Source organism: Sphingomonas tabacisoli, from assembly GCF_042678385.1.
GTDB classification, from domain to species: Bacteria; Pseudomonadota; Alphaproteobacteria; order Sphingomonadales; family Sphingomonadaceae; genus Sphingomonas_B; species Sphingomonas_B tabacisoli.
In genome coordinates this window covers 2,117,851-2,135,608 of record NZ_JBHUDY010000001.1, presented here as the reverse complement: position 1 = coordinate 2,135,608, position 17,758 = coordinate 2,117,851, and the positions used below count along the sequence as shown (strand labels likewise).

The 17,758-nt window shown below is 66.2% G+C and carries 19 protein-coding genes; 8 read left to right on the top strand and 11 right to left on the bottom strand.

From position 1 onward, the window contains the following. Position 1: 1 nt before the first annotated feature. Complete coding sequence (locus ACFSCW_RS10865) at positions 2 to 538, bottom strand: hypothetical protein (RefSeq protein WP_380889108.1); 537 nt, start codon at positions 536 to 538, stop codon at positions 2 to 4. After that, the gene (locus tag ACFSCW_RS10860) at positions 538 to 1,149 is read right to left on the bottom strand and encodes a thioredoxin family protein (protein WP_380889106.1); all 612 of its coding nucleotides are present in this window, start codon (positions 1,147 to 1,149) and stop codon (positions 538 to 540) included. The genes ACFSCW_RS10865 and ACFSCW_RS10860 overlap by 1 nt, the downstream gene beginning before the upstream one ends. Before the next feature lie 91 nt (positions 1,150 to 1,240). On the opposite strand from ACFSCW_RS10860, the gene ACFSCW_RS10855 reads away from it, so the two are divergent. From ACFSCW_RS10855 to ACFSCW_RS10820, 8 genes are all read left to right on the top strand, one after another. Next, positions 1,241 to 1,873 (top strand): gluconate 2-dehydrogenase subunit 3 family protein, encoded by a 633-nt coding sequence (locus ACFSCW_RS10855; protein ID WP_380889104.1) that lies wholly within the window; start codon positions 1,241 to 1,243, stop codon positions 1,871 to 1,873. After that, on the top strand, positions 1,873 to 3,573 hold the full coding sequence (locus tag ACFSCW_RS10850) for a GMC oxidoreductase (protein WP_380889103.1): 1,701 nt from the start codon (positions 1,873 to 1,875) through the stop codon (positions 3,571 to 3,573). The genes ACFSCW_RS10855 and ACFSCW_RS10850 overlap by 1 nt, the downstream gene beginning before the upstream one ends. Further along, positions 3,570 to 5,009, top strand: a complete 1,440-nt coding sequence (locus ACFSCW_RS10845) for an MFS transporter (RefSeq protein WP_380889101.1) — start codon at positions 3,570 to 3,572, stop codon at positions 5,007 to 5,009. The genes ACFSCW_RS10850 and ACFSCW_RS10845 overlap by 4 nt, the downstream gene beginning before the upstream one ends. A gap of 115 nt (positions 5,010 to 5,124) precedes the next feature. Next, positions 5,125 to 6,240 carry an FAD-dependent oxidoreductase gene (locus tag ACFSCW_RS10840; RefSeq protein ID WP_380889099.1) on the top strand — a complete coding sequence of 372 codons (1,116 nt, stop codon included), beginning with the start codon at positions 5,125 to 5,127 and terminating at the stop codon, positions 6,238 to 6,240. A gap of 16 nt (positions 6,241 to 6,256) precedes the next feature. Beyond that, the gene (locus ACFSCW_RS10835) at positions 6,257 to 7,159 is read left to right on the top strand and encodes a VOC family protein (RefSeq protein WP_380889097.1); all 903 of its coding nucleotides are present in this window, start codon (positions 6,257 to 6,259) and stop codon (positions 7,157 to 7,159) included. A gap of 3 nt (positions 7,160 to 7,162) precedes the next feature. Next, positions 7,163 to 8,320, top strand: coding sequence for an alpha/beta hydrolase family protein (locus ACFSCW_RS10830; RefSeq protein WP_380889095.1), 1,158 nt, complete (start codon positions 7,163 to 7,165; stop codon positions 8,318 to 8,320). Then, positions 8,317 to 8,880 (top strand): cupin domain-containing protein, encoded by a 564-nt coding sequence (locus tag ACFSCW_RS10825; RefSeq protein WP_380889093.1) that lies wholly within the window; start codon positions 8,317 to 8,319, stop codon positions 8,878 to 8,880. The genes ACFSCW_RS10830 and ACFSCW_RS10825 overlap by 4 nt, the downstream gene beginning before the upstream one ends. Then, positions 8,877 to 9,845: a fumarylacetoacetate hydrolase family protein gene (locus ACFSCW_RS10820; protein ID WP_380889092.1), complete on the top strand. Its 969-nt coding sequence runs from the start codon at positions 8,877 to 8,879 to the stop codon at positions 9,843 to 9,845. The genes ACFSCW_RS10825 and ACFSCW_RS10820 overlap by 4 nt, the downstream gene beginning before the upstream one ends. On the opposite strand, the gene pobA is transcribed toward ACFSCW_RS10820, so the two are convergent. Genes pobA through ACFSCW_RS10775 form a run of 9 tightly spaced genes read right to left on the bottom strand, consistent with a single transcriptional unit; the run spans position 9,842 to position 17,720 of the window. Beyond that, positions 9,842 to 11,011 (bottom strand): 4-hydroxybenzoate 3-monooxygenase, encoded by a 1,170-nt coding sequence (pobA, locus tag ACFSCW_RS10815; RefSeq protein ID WP_380889090.1) that lies wholly within the window; start codon positions 11,009 to 11,011, stop codon positions 9,842 to 9,844. The genes ACFSCW_RS10820 and pobA overlap by 4 nt on opposite strands. After that, entirely contained in the window at positions 11,008 to 11,946 is a 939-nt protein-coding gene (locus ACFSCW_RS10810; RefSeq protein ID WP_380889089.1) for a Gfo/Idh/MocA family oxidoreductase, read from the bottom strand. Before ACFSCW_RS10810 ends, pobA begins: the two co-directional genes overlap by 4 nt. Next, entirely contained in the window at positions 11,943 to 12,785 is an 843-nt protein-coding gene (locus ACFSCW_RS10805) for a class III extradiol dioxygenase subunit beta (RefSeq protein ID WP_380889087.1), read from the bottom strand. Before ACFSCW_RS10805 ends, ACFSCW_RS10810 begins: the two co-directional genes overlap by 4 nt. A 2-nt stretch (positions 12,786 to 12,787) precedes the next feature. Beyond that, on the bottom strand, positions 12,788 to 13,198 hold the full coding sequence (gene ligA / locus ACFSCW_RS10800) for a protocatechuate 4,5-dioxygenase subunit alpha (protein ID WP_380889085.1): 411 nt from the start codon (positions 13,196 to 13,198) through the stop codon (positions 12,788 to 12,790). Beyond that, positions 13,195 to 14,235 (bottom strand): Rieske 2Fe-2S domain-containing protein, encoded by a 1,041-nt coding sequence (locus ACFSCW_RS10795; protein ID WP_380889084.1) that lies wholly within the window; start codon positions 14,233 to 14,235, stop codon positions 13,195 to 13,197. Before ACFSCW_RS10795 ends, ligA begins: the two co-directional genes overlap by 4 nt. Beyond that, a complete protein-coding gene (locus ACFSCW_RS10790; protein ID WP_380889082.1) occupies positions 14,232 to 14,555 on the bottom strand; it encodes a DUF2218 domain-containing protein in 324 nt (107 codons plus the stop codon). Before ACFSCW_RS10790 ends, ACFSCW_RS10795 begins: the two co-directional genes overlap by 4 nt. Further along, complete coding sequence (locus ACFSCW_RS10785) at positions 14,552 to 15,571, bottom strand: amidohydrolase family protein (protein WP_380889081.1); 1,020 nt, start codon at positions 15,569 to 15,571, stop codon at positions 14,552 to 14,554. The genes ACFSCW_RS10790 and ACFSCW_RS10785 overlap by 4 nt, the downstream gene beginning before the upstream one ends. Then, positions 15,568 to 16,446: an NAD(P)-dependent oxidoreductase gene (locus ACFSCW_RS10780; RefSeq protein ID WP_380889079.1), complete on the bottom strand. Its 879-nt coding sequence runs from the start codon at positions 16,444 to 16,446 to the stop codon at positions 15,568 to 15,570. The genes ACFSCW_RS10785 and ACFSCW_RS10780 overlap by 4 nt, the downstream gene beginning before the upstream one ends. A gap of 53 nt (positions 16,447 to 16,499) precedes the next feature. Then, entirely contained in the window at positions 16,500 to 17,720 is a 1,221-nt protein-coding gene (locus ACFSCW_RS10775; RefSeq protein ID WP_380889078.1) for a LysR family transcriptional regulator, read from the bottom strand. Positions 17,721 to 17,758 lie beyond the last annotated feature (38 nt).

The window sequence follows — 17,758 nt, the reverse complement described above, 5'->3', positions numbered from 1 at the left end:
TTCAGGCGCCATCCGCGAACGCGGCGCCGGCGCCGTAGAAGCGCACGAGTCCGTCGCGGTCTACCGCGGCCGACGCCAACACGCAAAGCTGGACACCGAAACGAAGCGGCACGCGCGGGCTGACAGGAAGCTCGGTCAGTCGGCGGTCGCTTGCCGGATAATATTGGCGCCACAGCTCGGGAGGCTCGAATGGCTCCGGTGACGAGGGCAGAGGTGCCAAGCGCTCGGTCAGCGGCAGGCGCTCCATGCCGCCATGCTGCAGCACGAGCCAAGTCAGTTGCGCGCCGTCGCCGGTCTCCCAAAGCAACGACACCGAGTCCAGGTGGAGCGGCTTGCCGCCGATCTCGACCGGTGTCGGCAGCGGGAAGTGGAACCAGACATCCTTGCCCGCCCGGACCCGAAATGCGGAAAAGAAGCCGCGATGGAAGCCGACACCTTCGGACCAGTCCGCTCCGTCCACCGGACCGAGATACTCCGCGCCGCGCTCCTGCACCTGGACGGCGGCGGACGGGACCCAGTGGCGTGCGACGATCGCCATCAGGCCCAGGACGGGTCCATGCCCGGCCGCCACTTGATGCTGCATCCCGCACTCGGATGCTGGGGCTGCGGCGCGGGCTGGCCGGCAAGAAGCGCGTCGACCGCGCGGCGCATGTCTTCTCCGGTTACCGGCAGATCGGTCCGAAGCGGCGGCAGGCCGGGCACGGGCGGCCGGTTGATCTTCGGCCGGCTCGCGTCGAACTGCCCAGCGTAATAAAGCGTCCGGTCGGGCCCATAGAGGAAGAAGTCCGGCGTGCAGATCGCGTTATAGGCGAGCGCGACTTCCTGGCTTTCATCGTAGAGATAGGGAAAAGGAAGCTGCCGATCCCGCGCGAACGCCTGCATGTGGGCGAAGTCGTCCTCTGGGAATTCGGCGGGCCAGTTCGAGGAGATGGCGACGACCTGCAGCCCTCGCGGCCGATATTCCTGCGCGAACTCCACCAACCGGTCGATCATATGCAGGACGAAGGGGCAGTGATTGCAGATGAAAGCGACCAGCAGTGCAGGCTTGTCAGAGAATTCGGCGAGGGTGCGGGTTTGGCCGTCGGTGTCCGACAGCGCGAAATCGGGCGCGGAATCGCCAAGCCCCGTCATTCTCGAAAGTTTCAGCACTGCTTTCACCTTTCTCTAGAAATAGAATTCGTATTTTGATACGTCGCTAAGGAAAGAGCTGCAAGACGCGCCTGCCAGGAGAGGTTTGCCGATGGGCGAGAGGGCTGGACAAAGATGGAATCGTCGCGACTTCTTCGCCGGCGCGGCGCTGCTCGCGTTGGTGGTTGGCGTGCCGGCCGCGGCGGTCCGGCTCAGCGATCTGCCCGACGACGAAGCGCCGACCGATCGCCAGCGGGCGTTGATGCGCGAAGTTAGCCAGCTCGTCCTGCCGCGCACCGGAACTGCAGGCGCTGGAGACGTGGGCGTCGGCGATTTCGTTGTCCTGGCGTTGGTGCACGGGCTCGAAGGCTCGCGCACGTCGGCAGCCGGAGCTGCCACGCCGCAGTTCGTGCGCTTTCGGCGGCCCGACGGCTCGCTTCGCCAGCTAAGCTGGCTCGAAGACGAACTCGATCGGCGTAGCCGGGGCGACTTCCTGGCGCGCCCTATTGCGGTTCGATCGGAGGTGCTTGCGAAGCTGGACGCCGAAGCCTTTGCCAAGGACGTTCGGGACCACCCTTGGAAGACAGTCAAGGGACTGATCCTGACCGGTTACTACACATCGGAGACCGGCGGCTCGAAAGAGCTTCGCTACGAGCTGGTGCCGGGCCGCTGGGACCCCGACCTGCCGCTTCACCCGGGCGACCGCGCCTTTTCGAGCGACTGGACCGCGGTGGATTTCGGGTGATGGGAGCAGATAGCGTGCAGTTCGACGCGATTGTCGTCGGGTCCGGCATCACTGGCGGCTGGGCGGCCAAGGAACTGACCGAGGCCGGTCTGAAAGTGCTGATGATCGAGCGCGGGCGCAAGATCGAGCACCAGACCGACTATGAGACCGAGACCAAGGCGCCGTGGGACATGCCGTTCCGGGGGGTCGGCGATACCGAGCTCTACAAGCGCGATTATCCGGTGCAGATGCTCAACCGGCATTTTAACGAATTCACCCAGAACCACTTCGTCAACGATCGCGAGAACCCGTATTCGACCGAGGCGGGCACCGACTTCACCTGGTTCCGGAGCTATCAGCTCGGCGGCCGGTCGCTGACCTGGGGGCGGCAATCCTATCGCTGGTCCGACTATGATTTCGGCGCCAATGCGCGCGACGGGCACGGCACCGACTGGCCGATCCGCTATGCCGATCTCGCGCCCTGGTACGACAAGGTCGAGGAGTTCATCGGCGTGTCCGGCGCGGCCGAGGGGCTGCCCCAGCTTCCCGACGGCCGCTTCCAGCCGCCGATGGCGATGAACGTTGTCGAAAAGCATATCCGGGAGGTCGTCTCCGCCCGCTGGCCGGAGCGCAGATGGACGATCGGGCGGACCGCGAACCTCACACAAGGCAAGGACGACCAAGGGAGGTCGCCCTGCCAATACCGGTCGATCTGCGCGCGCGGCTGCTCCTACGGCGCCTATTTCTCGACCCAGAGCAGCACCTTGCCGGCGGCGGTGAAGACCGGCCGGCTCACGGTCGTCACCGATGCGGTGGTGGAAGCGGTGGAAGTCGATCAGCAGACGGGTCGCGCGACCGGCGTGCGCTATGTCGAGACCAAGACGAAACAGCGGGGGCGGGCGACGGCGCGGCTCGTCTTCCTCAACGCGGGGGCATTCAACAGCGTGCACGTGCTGCTGAACTCGGCGACGGAGCGCATGCCGCACGGCCTCGCCAACTCCAGCGGCGTGCTCGGTACCCACATCATGGATCACGCGAACACGCTGTCATCCATTGCGCTGATGCCGGGGTTCGAGGAGCACACCACGTTCGGTAACCGGCCGACCGGGATCATCGTGCCGCGCTATCGCAACATGGACCAGCTCGACGGGCAGGGGCACACGCGCGGCTTCTCGTTCCAGGGCGGGGCGTTCCAGAGCACATGGACCCGCGCCAAGCGCGAGGCGGGCATCGGCGCCGATTACAAGAACCGGATGCGCGAGCCGGGCATGTGGCGGGTCGTGCTGGTCGCGTTCGCCGATTGTGTGCCGCGGGCAAGCAACCGGCTGACGCTGGACCATAGCCGCACGGATGCGAACGGCCTGCCGCTGCTCAAGGTGCAGTTCGCGTTCGGCAAGGAAGAACATGCCGCGCTCGCCCAGGCCAAGGCCGAATCCGCCGAGATGCTGACGGCCGCCGGCGGCAACGTCATCATGGGGTTCGATACGCCGGGACCCGGCGGGACCGCGATTCACGAAATGGGCGGCGCGCGGATGGGCAGCGATCCGAAATCCTCGGTGCTCAACAAATGGAGCCAGGCGCACGACGTGCCGAACCTGTTCGTCACTGACGGGGCGCAGATGAGCTCCTCGGCCTGCCAGAACCCGTCGCTGACCTATATGGCGCTGACCGCGCGGGCCTGCGACGCAGCGGTGAAAATGCTGAAGGAAGGCGCGATTTGACGTCTTCGGCTCGGGCCGGCTGGGCGCCGGCAATCGCGGGGATGAGCGCGCGCCAGAAGTCGCTCGCCTTCTTCACCCTGATCGTCGCGCTGGTGCTGGAGATCGTCGACACGACGATCGTCAACACGGCTCTGCCCGCGATCCAGGCCGATTTCGGCGGCAGCAGCGCACATGCGCAATGGGTCGTCGTTGGCTATTCGCTGAGCTTTGCCGTGCTGCTGATGCTCGGCGGAAGGCTGGGCGACCTTTTCGGGTGCCGCGCGATGTTCTTGTTGGGCGTCGCCGGATTCACCGTCGCCTCGATTCTCTGCGGGGGTGCTCAGAATGCCGAGCAGCTGGTCTGGGCGCGCGTTCTGCAGGGCGCGGCGGGCGCGATCATGGGACCGCAAGTGCTGGCGCTCATCCAGATCCTCTACGAGCCCGTGGAGCGGATCGGCCGGCTCGCCTGGTTCGGGGTGATCGGTGGTCTTTCCGCGATCGCCGGTCCCATCCTGGGCGGATTGCTGATCGGCGCGAACCTGTTCGGCCTTGGCTGGAGAAGCGTGTTCCTGGTCAATGGGCCGATCGGTGTCATGGCGGTGATCGCGGGGCTGTTCCTGCTGCCCCGCGCCGAAACCAAGGGGAACGTTCGCCAGGTCGATCTTGTCGGCACTCTCCAGTTCGGCGGTGCGCTGGCCGCGCTGCTGTATCCGCTGGTTTGGGGCGAACGGCTGGAATGGCACTGGCCAATCGCCCTGTATCTCGGGGCTGCCGTAGTGCTGGCGTTGGCTGGCTGGCGTGGCCTCAAGCGGCGGGCCGCGGCAGGCGGTGCGGTTATCTTCGATCCCGCGCTGTTCGCGAACCACCCGTTTCGGCAGGGGCTGGTGGTCGCGATCACATTCTCGGCGGCGAACACCGGCTTTCTGTTCATCTTCGCCTACAGCCTGCAGCGGCAGCTCGGCTATAGCCCGCTGGAGACCGGTCTGATCCATATGCCGTTCAGCGCGGGCGTGATGTTCGGCATCGCCTTCATCGGCCGCCGCTTCCTGGCGCGCGCGGGCAAATATGTGCTGATCGGCGGGCTGGCGCTGATGGCGATGTTCGAGGGCGGCGCGCTTGTCTGGATCGCTGCGGGCGGGCCCGGCTTTGCGGTTCTGGTTCCGATGCTCGTGGCGGCGGGTGTCGGCATGGGCATGCTGTCGGGGCCGATCCCGCCGGTCACCGTCGCGCGGGTCGAGCGGCATCACGCCGGCGCGGCCAGCGGCATTCTGAAGACGGTGCAGCAGATGGGCGCCGCGATCGGCGTTGCGGTGATGGGCACGGTGTATTTCGCCTTTGCGGGGTGCGGCGTCGTTGCAGCGCTGGCCGTGCTCGAAACGCTGATCCTGCTCTGCTTCGTCATGACGGTTCGGCTGCCGTCCGACATCTTTCCGTCTTCCACGACGCATTCTGCCTAGGCAATAATATAACCGTGGTTCTAATTGTGATTGACTCGGCAATGAAGCGTTCGATACGACCACAGGGCGGGTCGTCGGACGTTGGCCCGTCCCATCCCCTTCGGAAGCCCCTTCAGTGAAGCAGCTCAGGATTCTCGTCATCGGCGGAGGCATTGGCGGGTTGACCGCGGCGATCGCGCTTGGGGCGCGGGGCTTTGCCGTCGACGTGATCGAGCGCGACCCGGACTGGAGCGTCTATGGCGTCGGCATCATCCAGCAGTCGAACGTCGTCCGCGCGATGGCGCAGCTCGGACTGCTCGACGATTATCTGGGCGCCGGCTTCGGGTTCGATTTCGTCGAAATCTATGCGCCCAGCGGTGATCGGATCGCGCGCGTGCCGTCGCCGCGGCTCGTCAAGGGCTGTCCGGCCAATGTCGGCATCGCTCGGCCGGCGCTGCACAAGGTGCTCGGCGAGCGCGCGAAGATGGCCGGCGCGACCGTTCGGCTGGGCGTGACGGCGCCCCGGCTGGATCAGGACGAAAGCGGCGTGACGGTGAGTTTTTCCGACGGATCGGAGGCCCGCTACGACATGGTCGTCGGAGCAGACGGCATTTATTCGGATACGCGCGCGATGCTGTTTCCGGACGCGCCGCGGCCCCAGTTCACCGGCCAGTCGGTGTGGCGGCACAATTTCCCGCGTGCGCCGGACATCGACGGCCTGCACGCCTATGAGGGCCGGATCGGCGTCGGGCTCGTGCCGCTCTCCGAAGCGCAGATGTACATGTATGTGACGACGCCGGAGCCCGGCAATCCGCGTTACCCGCGCGATGGGCTGGCGGCCGCGATGCGAGGCAAGCTCGCCGGCATGCCGCCCCGCATCGCTGCGCTTTCTGCCGACATCACCGACGATGACGGCGTGATCTATAAGCCGCTCGAGACCTTGATGCTGGGCGGCCCTTGGCACCGCGGGCGCGTTGTGCTGCTCGGCGACGCGGTTCATGCGAGCACGCCGCATCTGGGGCAGGGCGCCGGTATGGCGATCGAGGATGCGATCGTGCTGGCGGACGAGCTGACCCGCGCCGCGTCGCCGGACGAAGCATTCCAGGCCTATCGCGCGCGGCGGTTCGAGCGCTGCGAATACATCGTCTCAGCCTCGCGCGGGGTTTGCGACAGCCAGCTCGGGAAAGCGCCGCCGATCGACTATGCCGCGGTCACGCGCGGCATGTTCGAAACCCTGGCCCGACCGATCTGATTTCCGGGAGAGTGAAATGAGCCGAGTGACCGAAATCCGCTATGTCGGCTATGGCGTGCCCGATCTGGAGGCGGAGCGCGCTTTCTACCGCGACGATTGGGGCCTGCGCGAAGCGGCCGAGCGGGACGGCATGATCTATTTCGCCGCCGAAGGGTCGGACGAGCCGTTCGTCGTGCGGCTGCGCGCCTCGGACGACAAGCGCATCGACGTGATCGCGCTGGCGGCCGACACCCGCGCCGATGTGGATAAGCTGCACGGCAAAGTCGCCTCGGCGGCCTGCCGGATCGTCTTCGAGCCGCAAGAGCTGAACGGTTTCGGCGGCGGCTACGGCTTTCGCTTCTTCTCGCCCGACGGCCTTCCCTTCGAGATTTCGAGCGACGTCGAACGAGGCACGGCGCGGACGCTGGAGCGCTGGGAAGGCATCCCCCAGAAGATCAGCCACATCGTCATGCACTCGCCGGATCATCATGCGGCGGTGAAGTTCTTCACCGACGTACTGGGATTCAAGCTCAGCGACTGGCTCGGCGACTTCATGGCGTTCCTGCGCTGCAACGCCGCGCATCACCGGATCGCCTTCCTGCCGGGGCCGCCCTGCCTCAACCACGTGGCGTATGACATGCTGTCGGTCGACGACATGATGCGCGGCGTTTCGCGGCTGAAGAAGCGCGACATCGACATTCGCTGGGGCCCGGGACGGCACACCGCCGGCAACAACACCTTCAGCTATTTCGTGACGCCGAACGGCTTTGCGGTCGAATATACCTCGGAGCTTGAGGACGTCGATTTCGAAAGCCACGAGGCCAAGGTTCATACGCCCGGGCCGCAGGTCATGGATCAATGGGGGATCGGCGTCGGCGGGCCGCAGACGATGCCGCATCCGGAGCCGGACGCGGGCCTGTTCCAGCCGGCGGGTGCCTGAGCGATGGCGCTCTACGAACCGTTTTCCAACTATATCTGGAACCTCTCGGTCGCGATCGCGATGGAGAGCGGCGGGCAGATCGGCGAGATCGTCGACATGTGCCGGCCCATCCTCGACGCGGCCAAGTCGGGCGCCGACGCAGGCACGCCGCAGTTCATGGCGCAATGGGCGGCGATGGGCGACAAGCTCATCGCGCTTGCCGACGAGGACGAGGCGGCGGGCCGCGCCTTTTCGGCCTCGAACAAACTCGAGCGCGCGTCGCTCTACCTGATCACCGCCGAACGGATGCAGGGCCATGGCGCGCCCGGCCGCAAGGAGACCTATGCCAAGGCGCTGGCGGCGTTCGAACGTTCGACCCGGCTCGGCAAGCTCAATCGCGAACGGGTGGAAATCCCGCTTGGCAGCGGCACGATGCCGGCGCTCTACACGCGTGCCCCGGGCGAGGGCCGCAAGCCGGTCGTCGTCTATTGCAACGGCCTCGATAGCTGCAAGGAACTGCTTTACTGGTCGCGGCTGCCCGAGGCCCTGGCACGGCGGGGAATTTCGACCTTGTGCGTCGACCAGCCGGGCAGCGGCGAGGCGCTGCGGCTGCAGAACCTGCCGGTCGATCCCCACAGCGAAAGCTGGGCATCGAAGGCGGTCGACTGGCTGGAGCAGCAGCCGGACGTGGACCCCGCTCGGATCGGGATGACGGGCATTTCGCTGGGCGGCCACTTCGCGCCGCGCGCGGTCGCCTATGAGCCGCGCTTCGCCAGCGGCGCGGTCTGGGGCGCGAACCACAATTGGCGCGAAGTGCAGGACAAACGGCTCAAGCGCGAGGGGGAGAATCCGGTCCCGCATTACTGGGCGCATGTGATGTGGGCGTTCGGGGCGAAGGACATGGACGAGTTCCTCGCCAAGTCCACCGACATGAACCTTAACGGCCATATTGACCGGATCAAGGTGCCGTTCCTGGTCACGCACGGCGCGCACGACCGGCAGATCAGCGTCGGTTACGCCGACGATCTGTACGACCAGCTCGTCAATTCGTCGCGCCGCGAGAAGGTGATCTTCACCGAGCGCGAAGGCGGCGTCGAGCATGTCGGCGCCGACAACATGGCTTACGGCCGCGACTTGATCGCCGACTGGTTCGCCGAAACTCTGGGAGGCCGTACGCAATGACCACCGCTCCGTTCCGCCGCATCGTCACCGGGCACAATGAAGCCGGCGAGGCGGTCATCATCGAGGATGGTCCGCCGCCGCGCGTGTCGCAGATCGGCGGCGCGATCGGGCCGATGTTCTACGAGGTCTGGAACACGCGGGAAACGCCGGCGCGGATCGACCGCGCCTCGGGCGAGCCGCACGAAGATGGGATCGTGCTCGCGCCGCCGAAGAACGGCACCCGCATCCGCGTGCTCGAAATCCCGCCCGAAGGCGACCGCCTCGAAGGAATGAGCGAAGAAGAACGGCGCGCGCATTTCGCTGAGATCGGCGCCGCCGATGCGGTCGCAAGAAGCAGCCGCCACGCCTTCATGCACCGGACCGAGACGATCGATTACGGCATCGTTCTCGAGGGTGAGCTGGTGCTGATCATGGACGTGGGTGAGACGGTCGTGCGTGCGGGCGACATCGTGATCCAGCGCGGCACCAATCACGGCTGGGCCAACCGCTCCGACAGGAACTGCAGGATCGCCTTCATCCTGATCGACGGCGTTTTCGACGCCGACCTCGCTCGCCAATGAAGCTCGCAACCGAGCGAACGGGCAGCCCGGATGGCCGGCTGTTGGTCGTCTCGCGCGACCTGACGCGGGCAGCGGTGGCGCCGGCCGCAACCCTGCAAGCGGCGCTGGACGATTGGGCGGCGACCGCGCCGCGGCTCGAGGATGTTTATGACCGGCTGAACGAGGGCGCGGAACCGGGCTTCGCCTTCCGGCCTGAAGCGATGGCCGCACCGCTGCCGCGCGCGTGGCAGTGGCTCGACGGCTCGGCCTTCTCCTCGCACGGCGCGCTGATGCAGCGGGCGTTCAACCTGCCGCCGATCGAAACCGATCGCCCGTTGATGTACCAGGGCATGTCGCACCGGTTTTTGTCTGGCACGGACGACGTGCCACTGCCGTCCGAGGCCGACGGAATCGATTTTGAAGGCGAACTCGGCATTATCACCGATGCCGTGCCGATGGGCGTCAGCCCCGAAGAGGCGCTTGGGCATATCCGGCTCGCGATCCTGATCAACGACTGGTCGCTGCGCACCATTGCGCCGATCGAGATGAAGACCGGCTTCGGTTGGATCCAGGCGAAACCCGCGTGCAGCGTCGCGCCCGTTGCGGTCACGCTGGATGAACTGGGCAGCGATTGGACGAACGGCCGCATGGCGCTCAGGCTCGCGGTTGACCTCAATCGTCGGCGGTTCGGTGAGGTACCTGCGAGCGGCATGGATTATGGCTTCAATGACTTGGTTGCCCATGCCGCGCGGACGCGGGATCTGTGCGCGGGCACGATCATCGGTTCGGGCACCGTCTCGTCGCCGGACTACACCAACGCCGGCTCCTGCTGCATCGCCGAGCGCCGCGCGATCGAGATGATCGAGGCGGGCGCGCCGACCACGGGATTCATGCGCTTCGGCGACCGCGTCCGGATGGAAGCGTTGACGAGCGACGGCCGGCCCGTGTTCGGGCTCATCGACCAGCAGGTCGTAAAGGCCGTCTAGAGCGGCAGGCCGACGTAATTTTCCGCAATCGCCGTCTGCATCGCCGCCGAGCTCGCAACATAATCGAGTTCGGCAATCTGCATCGCGCGTTCGAAAGGCGTTGATTGCGGGAAAAGGTGCATCAGGTTGGTGAGTTGCCAACTGAACCGCTCCGATTTCCAGATGCGGCGCAGGGCGCGTTCGGCGTAGCCTTCGATCCCGCTCGCGTCGCCGTTCTTGTACCAGCCGATCAGCGCGTCGGAGAGGTAGGCGACGTCGGAGGCGGCAAGGTTCAGGCCCTTGGCGCCGGTCGGCGGCACGATGTGCGCGGCGTCGCCGGCCAGGAACAGCCGGCCGTGCCGCATCGTCTCGCAGACATAGGAGCGCAAGGGTGCGATCGACATTTCGAGCGCCGGCCCACGCACGATCGGGCGGCTGGAGAGCCCGGCGAAACGCTCGTCCAGCTCGTCCCACAGCCGCTCCTCGGACCAGTCCTCGACCTTGTCGGTCAGCGGCACCTGGACGTAATAGCGGCTGCGCGTCGGCGAGCGCATCGAGGCGAGCGCAAAGCCTTTCGGTCCCAGCGCATAGATCAGCTCGTCATGGCAGGGCGGCACGTCGGCAAGGATGCCGAGCCAGCCGAACGGATATTCGCGCTCATATTCGCGCAGCGCCGAAGCCGGAATCGCCTTGCGGGAGGCCCCGTGAAAGCCGTCGCAGCCGGCGATGAAATCGCAGTCGAGCCGGCGCTGCTCGCCGCCTGCCGACCAGGTGACCCAGGGCGCGTCGCTTTCCAGGTCGTGCAGCGCGACATCCTTCGCCTCATAGACGATCTGCAGCCCGCGCCCCGGCGCTGCGTCCATCAGGTCCCGCGTCACTTCGGTCTGGCCATAGACCGTTACGTGCCGGCCGGTCAGTCCCTTGATGTCGATGCGGATGAGCTGGTCGTCATGGGCGAGGTTGAAGCCATGCTCGACCATGCCCTCGGCCTTCATCTTCGCGTCGATGCCGAGGCGCGTCATCAGACCGGTGGTCACGGTCTCCAGCACGCCGGCGCGGATGCGCGAGAGCACGTACTCGGCCGACTGGCGCTCCAGCACGACCACGTCGATGCCCTCGGCGCGCAGCAGATGGCCGAGCAGCAGGCCCGCCGGGCCGGCGCCGATGATCGCGACTTGGGTCTTCACGCGAGCTGCTTTTCGAGCTGGTCGAGCACGCGGTAGCAGTCGATCACCTGCGCGACCGAGCTGTTCGGCTCGCGGCCCTCGCGGATCGCGGCGACGAACTCGCGGTCCTGCAACTCGATGCCGTTCATCGACACGTCGACCTTGCTGACGTCGACCGGCTCTTCCTTGCCCGTGACGAGATCGTCGTAGCGCGCGATCCAGGTGCCGTTGTCGCAGATGTAGCGGAAGAAGGTGCCGAGCGGGCCGTCATTGTTGAACGACAGCGACAGGGTGCAGATGGCGCCCGTCTCGCTCTTCAGCTGGATCGACATGTCCATCGCGATGCCGAGCTCGGGGTGAAGCGGCCCCTGGATCGCGTTCGCCTGGACGATCTTGCCGGCCTGATAGGCGAACAGGTCGACGGTGTGCGCGGCGTGGTGCCACAGCAGGTGGTCGGTCCAGGATCGGGGCTGGCCGAGTGCGTTCAGATTCTTCCGCCGGAAGAAATAGGTCTGCACGTCCATCTGCTGGACGGCGATCTCGCCGGCCTTGATCTTGTTGTGGATGTACTGATGTGACGGGTTGAAGCGGCGGGTATGGCCGACCATCGCGACCAGCCCGGTTTCCCGCTGCTTGGCGAGTACGGCCTCGCCGTCCGCCAGGCTGTCGCAGAGCGGGATTTCGACCTGCACATGCTTGCCGGCATTCATGCAGGCGATGGCTTGGGCCGCGTGCATCTGGGTCGGCGTGCACAGGATCACCGCATCGACATCGTCGCGGGCGAGGGCGTCGTCCAGCTCTGTCGAATGATGCTTCGCGCCGTATTTGGCGGCGACCTCCGCGGCCTGTTCGGCGGTGCGGCTGACGATCGAGACGATCTCGACGCCCGGGATGTTCTTCAGGCCGTCAAGGTGCTTGATGCCGAACGCGCCGGCGCCGGCAAGGGCTATTCTCATGGGGTGGGCTCCAGAACGATATGGCCGACGGCCGTGTTGGAAGCGGGCACGTGATAGTGCCGGTGCAGGCAGCGGGTGGCGCGCCCGAGGGCGCCGCGCATGATCAGCCACATGACGAGCTCGATGCCTTCGGAGCCGGTCTCGCGGAGATATTCGATATGCGGAATATGGCGGAGCGCGTGGGAGTCTCCGATCAGCCCGTCCAGGAAGCGATTGTCCCATTCCGCATTGATCAGTCCGGCGCGGGGGCCCTGGAGCTGGTGGCTCATGCCGCCGGTGCCCCAGACCTGCACGTTGAGGTCCTCGGGAAAGCTCTCGACGGCGCGCGCGATCGCCTCGCCCAATGCCCAGCAGCGATTGCCGGAGGGCGGCGGGTAGGTGACGACGTTGACCGCGAGCGGCACCACCTTGACCGGCCACGCCTCGGGCTGTCCGAACATCAGCGACAGCGGCACGGTGAGGCCGTGATCGACATCCATCTCGTTGATGATGGTCATGTCGAATTCGTCGAGGATCAGGCTCTGCGCGATGTGCCAGGCAAGGTCGGGATGGCCGATCACGTCGGGCACCGGGCGCGGGCCCCAGCCTTCGTCGGCCGGCTTGTAGCGCTCGCCGCAGCCGATCGCGAAGGTCGGGATGATCTTCATGTCGAAGGCGGAAGCGTGGTCGTTATAGACCAGGATCACCACGTCGGGCTTCTCTTGCCCGATCCAGTTCTTCGTCCAGTCATAGCCGGCGAAGACAGGCTTCCAGTAATCCTGCTCCGCCTTGCCGAGATCGAGCGCGGCGCCGATCGCAGGGACGTGGCTGGTGGCGACGCCGGCAGTGATGCGCGCCATGATCAGCGTCCCTCCTTCAGGGAACGCACGCCTTCGGGCGAGCGGCCGCCGGCGACCATCATCGCCTGGTAATCCTCTGGCGACATACCGGTCATCGTGCCCACCGCCTGCAGGAAGCTCAGCCCGTCGGTCGAAAAGACCTTGGCGAGGAAATAGATGTTGCCCCCCAGATCGAGCAGCCGGTTATAGTCGCGGGCGAGCACAGCTTCCTTCTGCTCGTCTGTCAGCGACCAGTCGGCGAGATAGGCGCGCTCGTCCGCCTTCCACCGCTCGCGGTTCTCGGCCTTCATCAGGCTCATGCAGAATTGATTGAGGTGATAACCCTGCCGGGCCCGCTTTGCCGTATAGACACGGGTGCCCGGAATGTCTTCGAACTCGGCGAGATAGGCGTGAATGTCCTTGGGCGCGCTCATGCCGCTGCGTCCCGGACGCCGGCGCTTGCGCGGATGGCGCGGGCGATGATCTGGCGGGCGCGGACGCCGCCTTGATCGATATTATAGCTTTGCAGCTTCAGGTCCGGATTGGCTTCGATCGAGCGCTGCTGCGCTTCGAGGATCACGATGTCCTCGGCAAACACGCCGCCCTGCGCGCGCTTGAACCGCTTGCCGAAGCCGGTGTCGGCCAGGTCGAAGTTCCGCGCCATGCCCCAGAAATAGTGCATGCTCGTCTCGCTCTCCGGCGTCATCGAGTCGATCACGAAGCCGCGCACGCCCTGATCGTGCTCCTCGATCGTGGCGCCGGCGCCGACGGGCGCCACGCCGACGTCGATGATCACCGACGAAGGCAGGATGAACTCGCAAATCTGCCAGCGATCGACGGCGCCGGGCTTCTTCAGCGCCCCGCGCCAGAAGGGCGGCGCATCGACATTGGGCATCCAGCGCGACACCAACACCCGGTCGCCCTCGACGCGCGTGTCGATCGGCACTTCCATCAGCTCGGCCTGGCCGATCGAGCCCGCATGGACGTGCGTCTCGTGCGTGAGGTCCATCAGATTGTCGATCATCAGCCGGTAATCGGCGCGAACGTGATTGTAGCCGCCTTCGAAAGCCCAGCCGGTCGCCGAGCAGGGCCATAAATCGGGGATCAGCGCTGGGTCCGCGATCGCGCGCTCCCCGACCCACACCCAGACGAACCGGTGCTTTTCGGCCACCGCGAAGGTCTCGACGCAGATGCGGCGGTTCACGGGATCACCCTTCAGCGGCATTTCTTCCGCAAAGCCGTCCGCGCCGAGCTTGAGGCCGTGATAGCGGCAGCGGATGGAATCGCCTTCGCGGATGCCGAGCGACAGCGGCAGCAGCCGGTGCGGGCAGGCATCGCGCATCGCCACGACCGAGCGATCGAGATTGCGGTAGAACATCATCGGCACGCCGCAGATCGTGCGAGCCAGCGGCGCCTGGTCCACCTCATGGTCCCAGCCGGCCACATACCAGGCGTTCGCGACCCATGTCATGTGGCGGGGGCCCAGGGGAACGACAAAGGCGCTTCCCGAAACGCGAAACGGTCGAGGTGGCTCGCGACGGCGCCCTTCAACCCGTTCAGTTGTTCGAGCGAAGTCGCGTCGATCCGCACTTCCAGGACATCGGCTCTCGCCTGAAAGGTGACGATCGCGTCACCCGGGTGGTGGGCGCCGCGTGCGTCCTTGGGGAACACGACCCGTCCGTGCTCTGGTGTGAAGCTCACCTCAAGATTGTGCGCCCAATGCTTGCACAGCTGCTGGATGTAACGGCTCGCGTTGACCGTGGGGACAAGGGCAGTCGCGGAATGGCTCACAGGTCTCGCTCCTTCAAAGCAACATCGAGGCGTGGAAAAACGCGGCGGGCATTGCCTTCGAAGATCGCGTGGCGTTGCTCGGCGCTGATCGGCAGCGCGTCGACATAGCGCTTGGTGTCATCGAAATAGTGGCCGGTCTCGGGATCGATGCCGCGCACCGCGCCGACCATTTCCGATCCGAACAGGATGTTCTTGGTGTCGATCACCTCGGCGAGCAGGTCGATGCCCGGCTGGTGATAGACGCAGGTATCGAAGAACACGTTGTTCATCACATGCCCGTCGAGCGCGGGCTTTTTGAGCATGTCGGCGAGCCCGCGATAACGGCCCCAGTGATAAGGCACCGCGCCACCGCCATGCGGGATGATGAAGCGAAGCGTCGGGAAGCGGGCGAACAGGTCGCCTTCGATCAGCTGCATGAAGGCGATCGTGTCGGCAGCGATGTAGAAGGCGCCGGTGGCGTGCAGGCCGGGATTGCAAGAGCCGGAGACGTGGATCATCGCCGGCACGTCCAGCTCGACCATCTTCTCGTAGAAGGGGAACCAATAGGGATCGGTCAGCGGCGGCGACTGGAAATGGCCGCCTCCCGGATCGGGATTGAGATTGCAGCCGATAAAGCCGAGTTGGGTGACGCAGCGCTCCAGCTCTGCGATCGAAGTGGTGAGATCGGTGTCGGGCGATTGCGGCAGCATGCACACGCCGGCGAAGACCTCCGGAAACAGGTCGACGACGCGCTTGATCAGGTCGTTGTTGGCGCGGCTCCAGGCGAGGCTGACCCCGGCGTCGCCGACATGATGCGCCATTGCGGACGCGCGGGGTGAGAAGATGGTCATGTCCGCGCCGCGCTCGCGGATCAGGCGGAGCTGATTCTGTTCGATCGTCTCGCGAATCTCGTCGTCGCTGATCGCCGGATAGGCCGGGGGTGTGCCGCCGGACTTGAACGCCGCCTTCTGCGCGTCGCGCCAGTCGTTATGGGGGGCGGGGGCGGTCGTGTAATGGCCGTGGCAATCGATGATCATGCAGCCTTCGCTTTCGAGAGGATGCGAGCAAGCTTCGCCTTCAGACCCACAGGCGCGCCGCCGATGCGGCCGAGCGCGCGCTGCCATTTGACCGTCGCGCGGGTCATGATCCCGGAGCTGCCAAGCTGGTTGAGTGTCTTTACGACCTCTTCCATCTCGGCGGCGCGGCGGAGGCCATGCACGAGCATGCGGTCGAGATTATAGTCTGCGCGGCGAAGCCAGTCGGCGCCCGGCCAGCTCGCGTCCAGCGAAGCGAGGACGTGCTCGCGCACGCCAGCGGCTTCTGCGGCTGTCATGCATTCGGCGGTGAGCGCCTCGAGGCCCTTGATCATGATCGAGCGGATCATCTTGATCGCGGACGCCGCGCCGACAGGCCCGTCGATCCGCTGCACGTTGGTGAAACCGATCCGGGCGAGCGCCGTCATGCCGGCCTCGGCATGCGGCCCGCTGACGAGCAGGGGCGCCGCCGTCAATTGCGGCCGAACCGGCGACATCACCGCGACATCGAGATAGCGGCCGCCCGCGCGCTCGATCAGCATAGCGGCGCCGCGCTTGGTCTGCGGCGCGACGCTGTTCAGGTCGCAGTAGAGCGCTTGGGCGCGAAGCGACGGCACGACGCTTTCCGCGGCCGCGAGCGCTTGATCGGCCGTCACGAGCGACAGGATGACGGATGCGCCGGCCGCGGCCTCCGCTGGGTCGGCGTGGCCCGATACGCCGGCCTTCGCATAATCCGCTTGCTTCGCACTGCGGGTCGCGCTGGCGTCGGTCTTGATGTCGAAGGCGTGGAAGGAAGCAGGCGGGATCGCCGCGCCCTCGACGAATGCCGTTGCGGCTTCGCCAAAGCCGATCAACGCGACCTTTGCGTCCTCTTCCATGACGTTGTGGTGCGTCACGGCTCGCGGCAGCGCCAATCGGAATGAAGGCGGAGCTATTCGATTTCCGGAACCTTGTTGCTCAATGCCGTTTCCTTGAGCGTCTCGACAAATGCGCGCTGCAGTCGGGTCGGCCGCCATTCCGCGCGGCTGATCACGCCGATCGTGCGTTCGGCATGGGGCAGTTCGGCCCGAAGGATGGTCAACAACCCGGTGCGGAGTTCGAGTGCGATCTGGTCCGGGGACAACAAAGTCAGCGAGTTGCTGTCGAGCAGGATGCCGCGGATGGCCATGACCGACCCGCATTCGATCGGTGCGGCAGGCAGGGGGCGGCCCTCGAACAACTGGAGCCAATGCGCGCGAAGCGGCGAGCCCTCCCGTCCAACGATCCAGGGATAGGCGCCCAGTTCGTCCAGCGTCAGCCGATCCGAACCGCCGAGCGGATGTCCCTTGCGTGCGGCGATGACGAGCCGATCGACGAACAAGGGCTGCTGCTCCAGATCGGGCGGGCAGGGATCGCGGAGCGCCCCGATCATGATCTCGATCCGCCCTTCGCGCAGCGGTTCGACGAGCTCGCCATAGGAGCCTTCCGCGATGTCGAAGCGGAACGAAGGTGCGGCGCGGATCATGCGCGAGATGGCGGCGGGCAGGAGCAGCGCCCGGCAGAGCGGCATCGCGCCGATCGCGATTTCGCCGCCGCCCTGATCGCCGGCGAGATCCCGCCGCGCGGCCAGCAGCTCCGCTCCGGCGAGCCGAAAGCCGCGCGTCAGCCTGAGGCCATGTTCGGTGAGCGCCACGCGTTGGCCGCGGCGCTCGGCAAGCGGCAAGGCGCAGATCGTTTCCAGCTCCCGCACGGCCCGGTGCAGCGCGGGCTGGGACGTGCCGGTGGCGCGCGCGGCGCCCAAAAAGCTGCCGCCGTCAGCCAGGCTCAGCAGCGCCCGGACCTGCGTGGACGTGACCAGGTTCTCGGGCCGCTGGAAACCGCGCCTGCCGGTGCGCGGCAGGCTGCGGAATGTGGAGGCGAGCCGGGCCAGGGCGGGGCGGACGCGTTCCAGCACGAGTTCGCCTTCCGCCGTCGGCCGCATGCCGTCGGCGGCGCGTTCGAACAGCCGCGCCTCGAACTGCTCTTCGAGCTTCGCCAGTCCTTGCGCCAGCGCTGGCTGCGATAGCCCGATCGCTTCCGCGGCGGCGCTCATGCTGCCGCGTTCCTCGATGGCGGGAAGCGCGCGCAGATGGCGGAGATTATAGGCGAAGCCGTCCAGCACGTCGGCCCACACTATCGCAAAAACTTATACGTGCCACGGATTTCCGAATT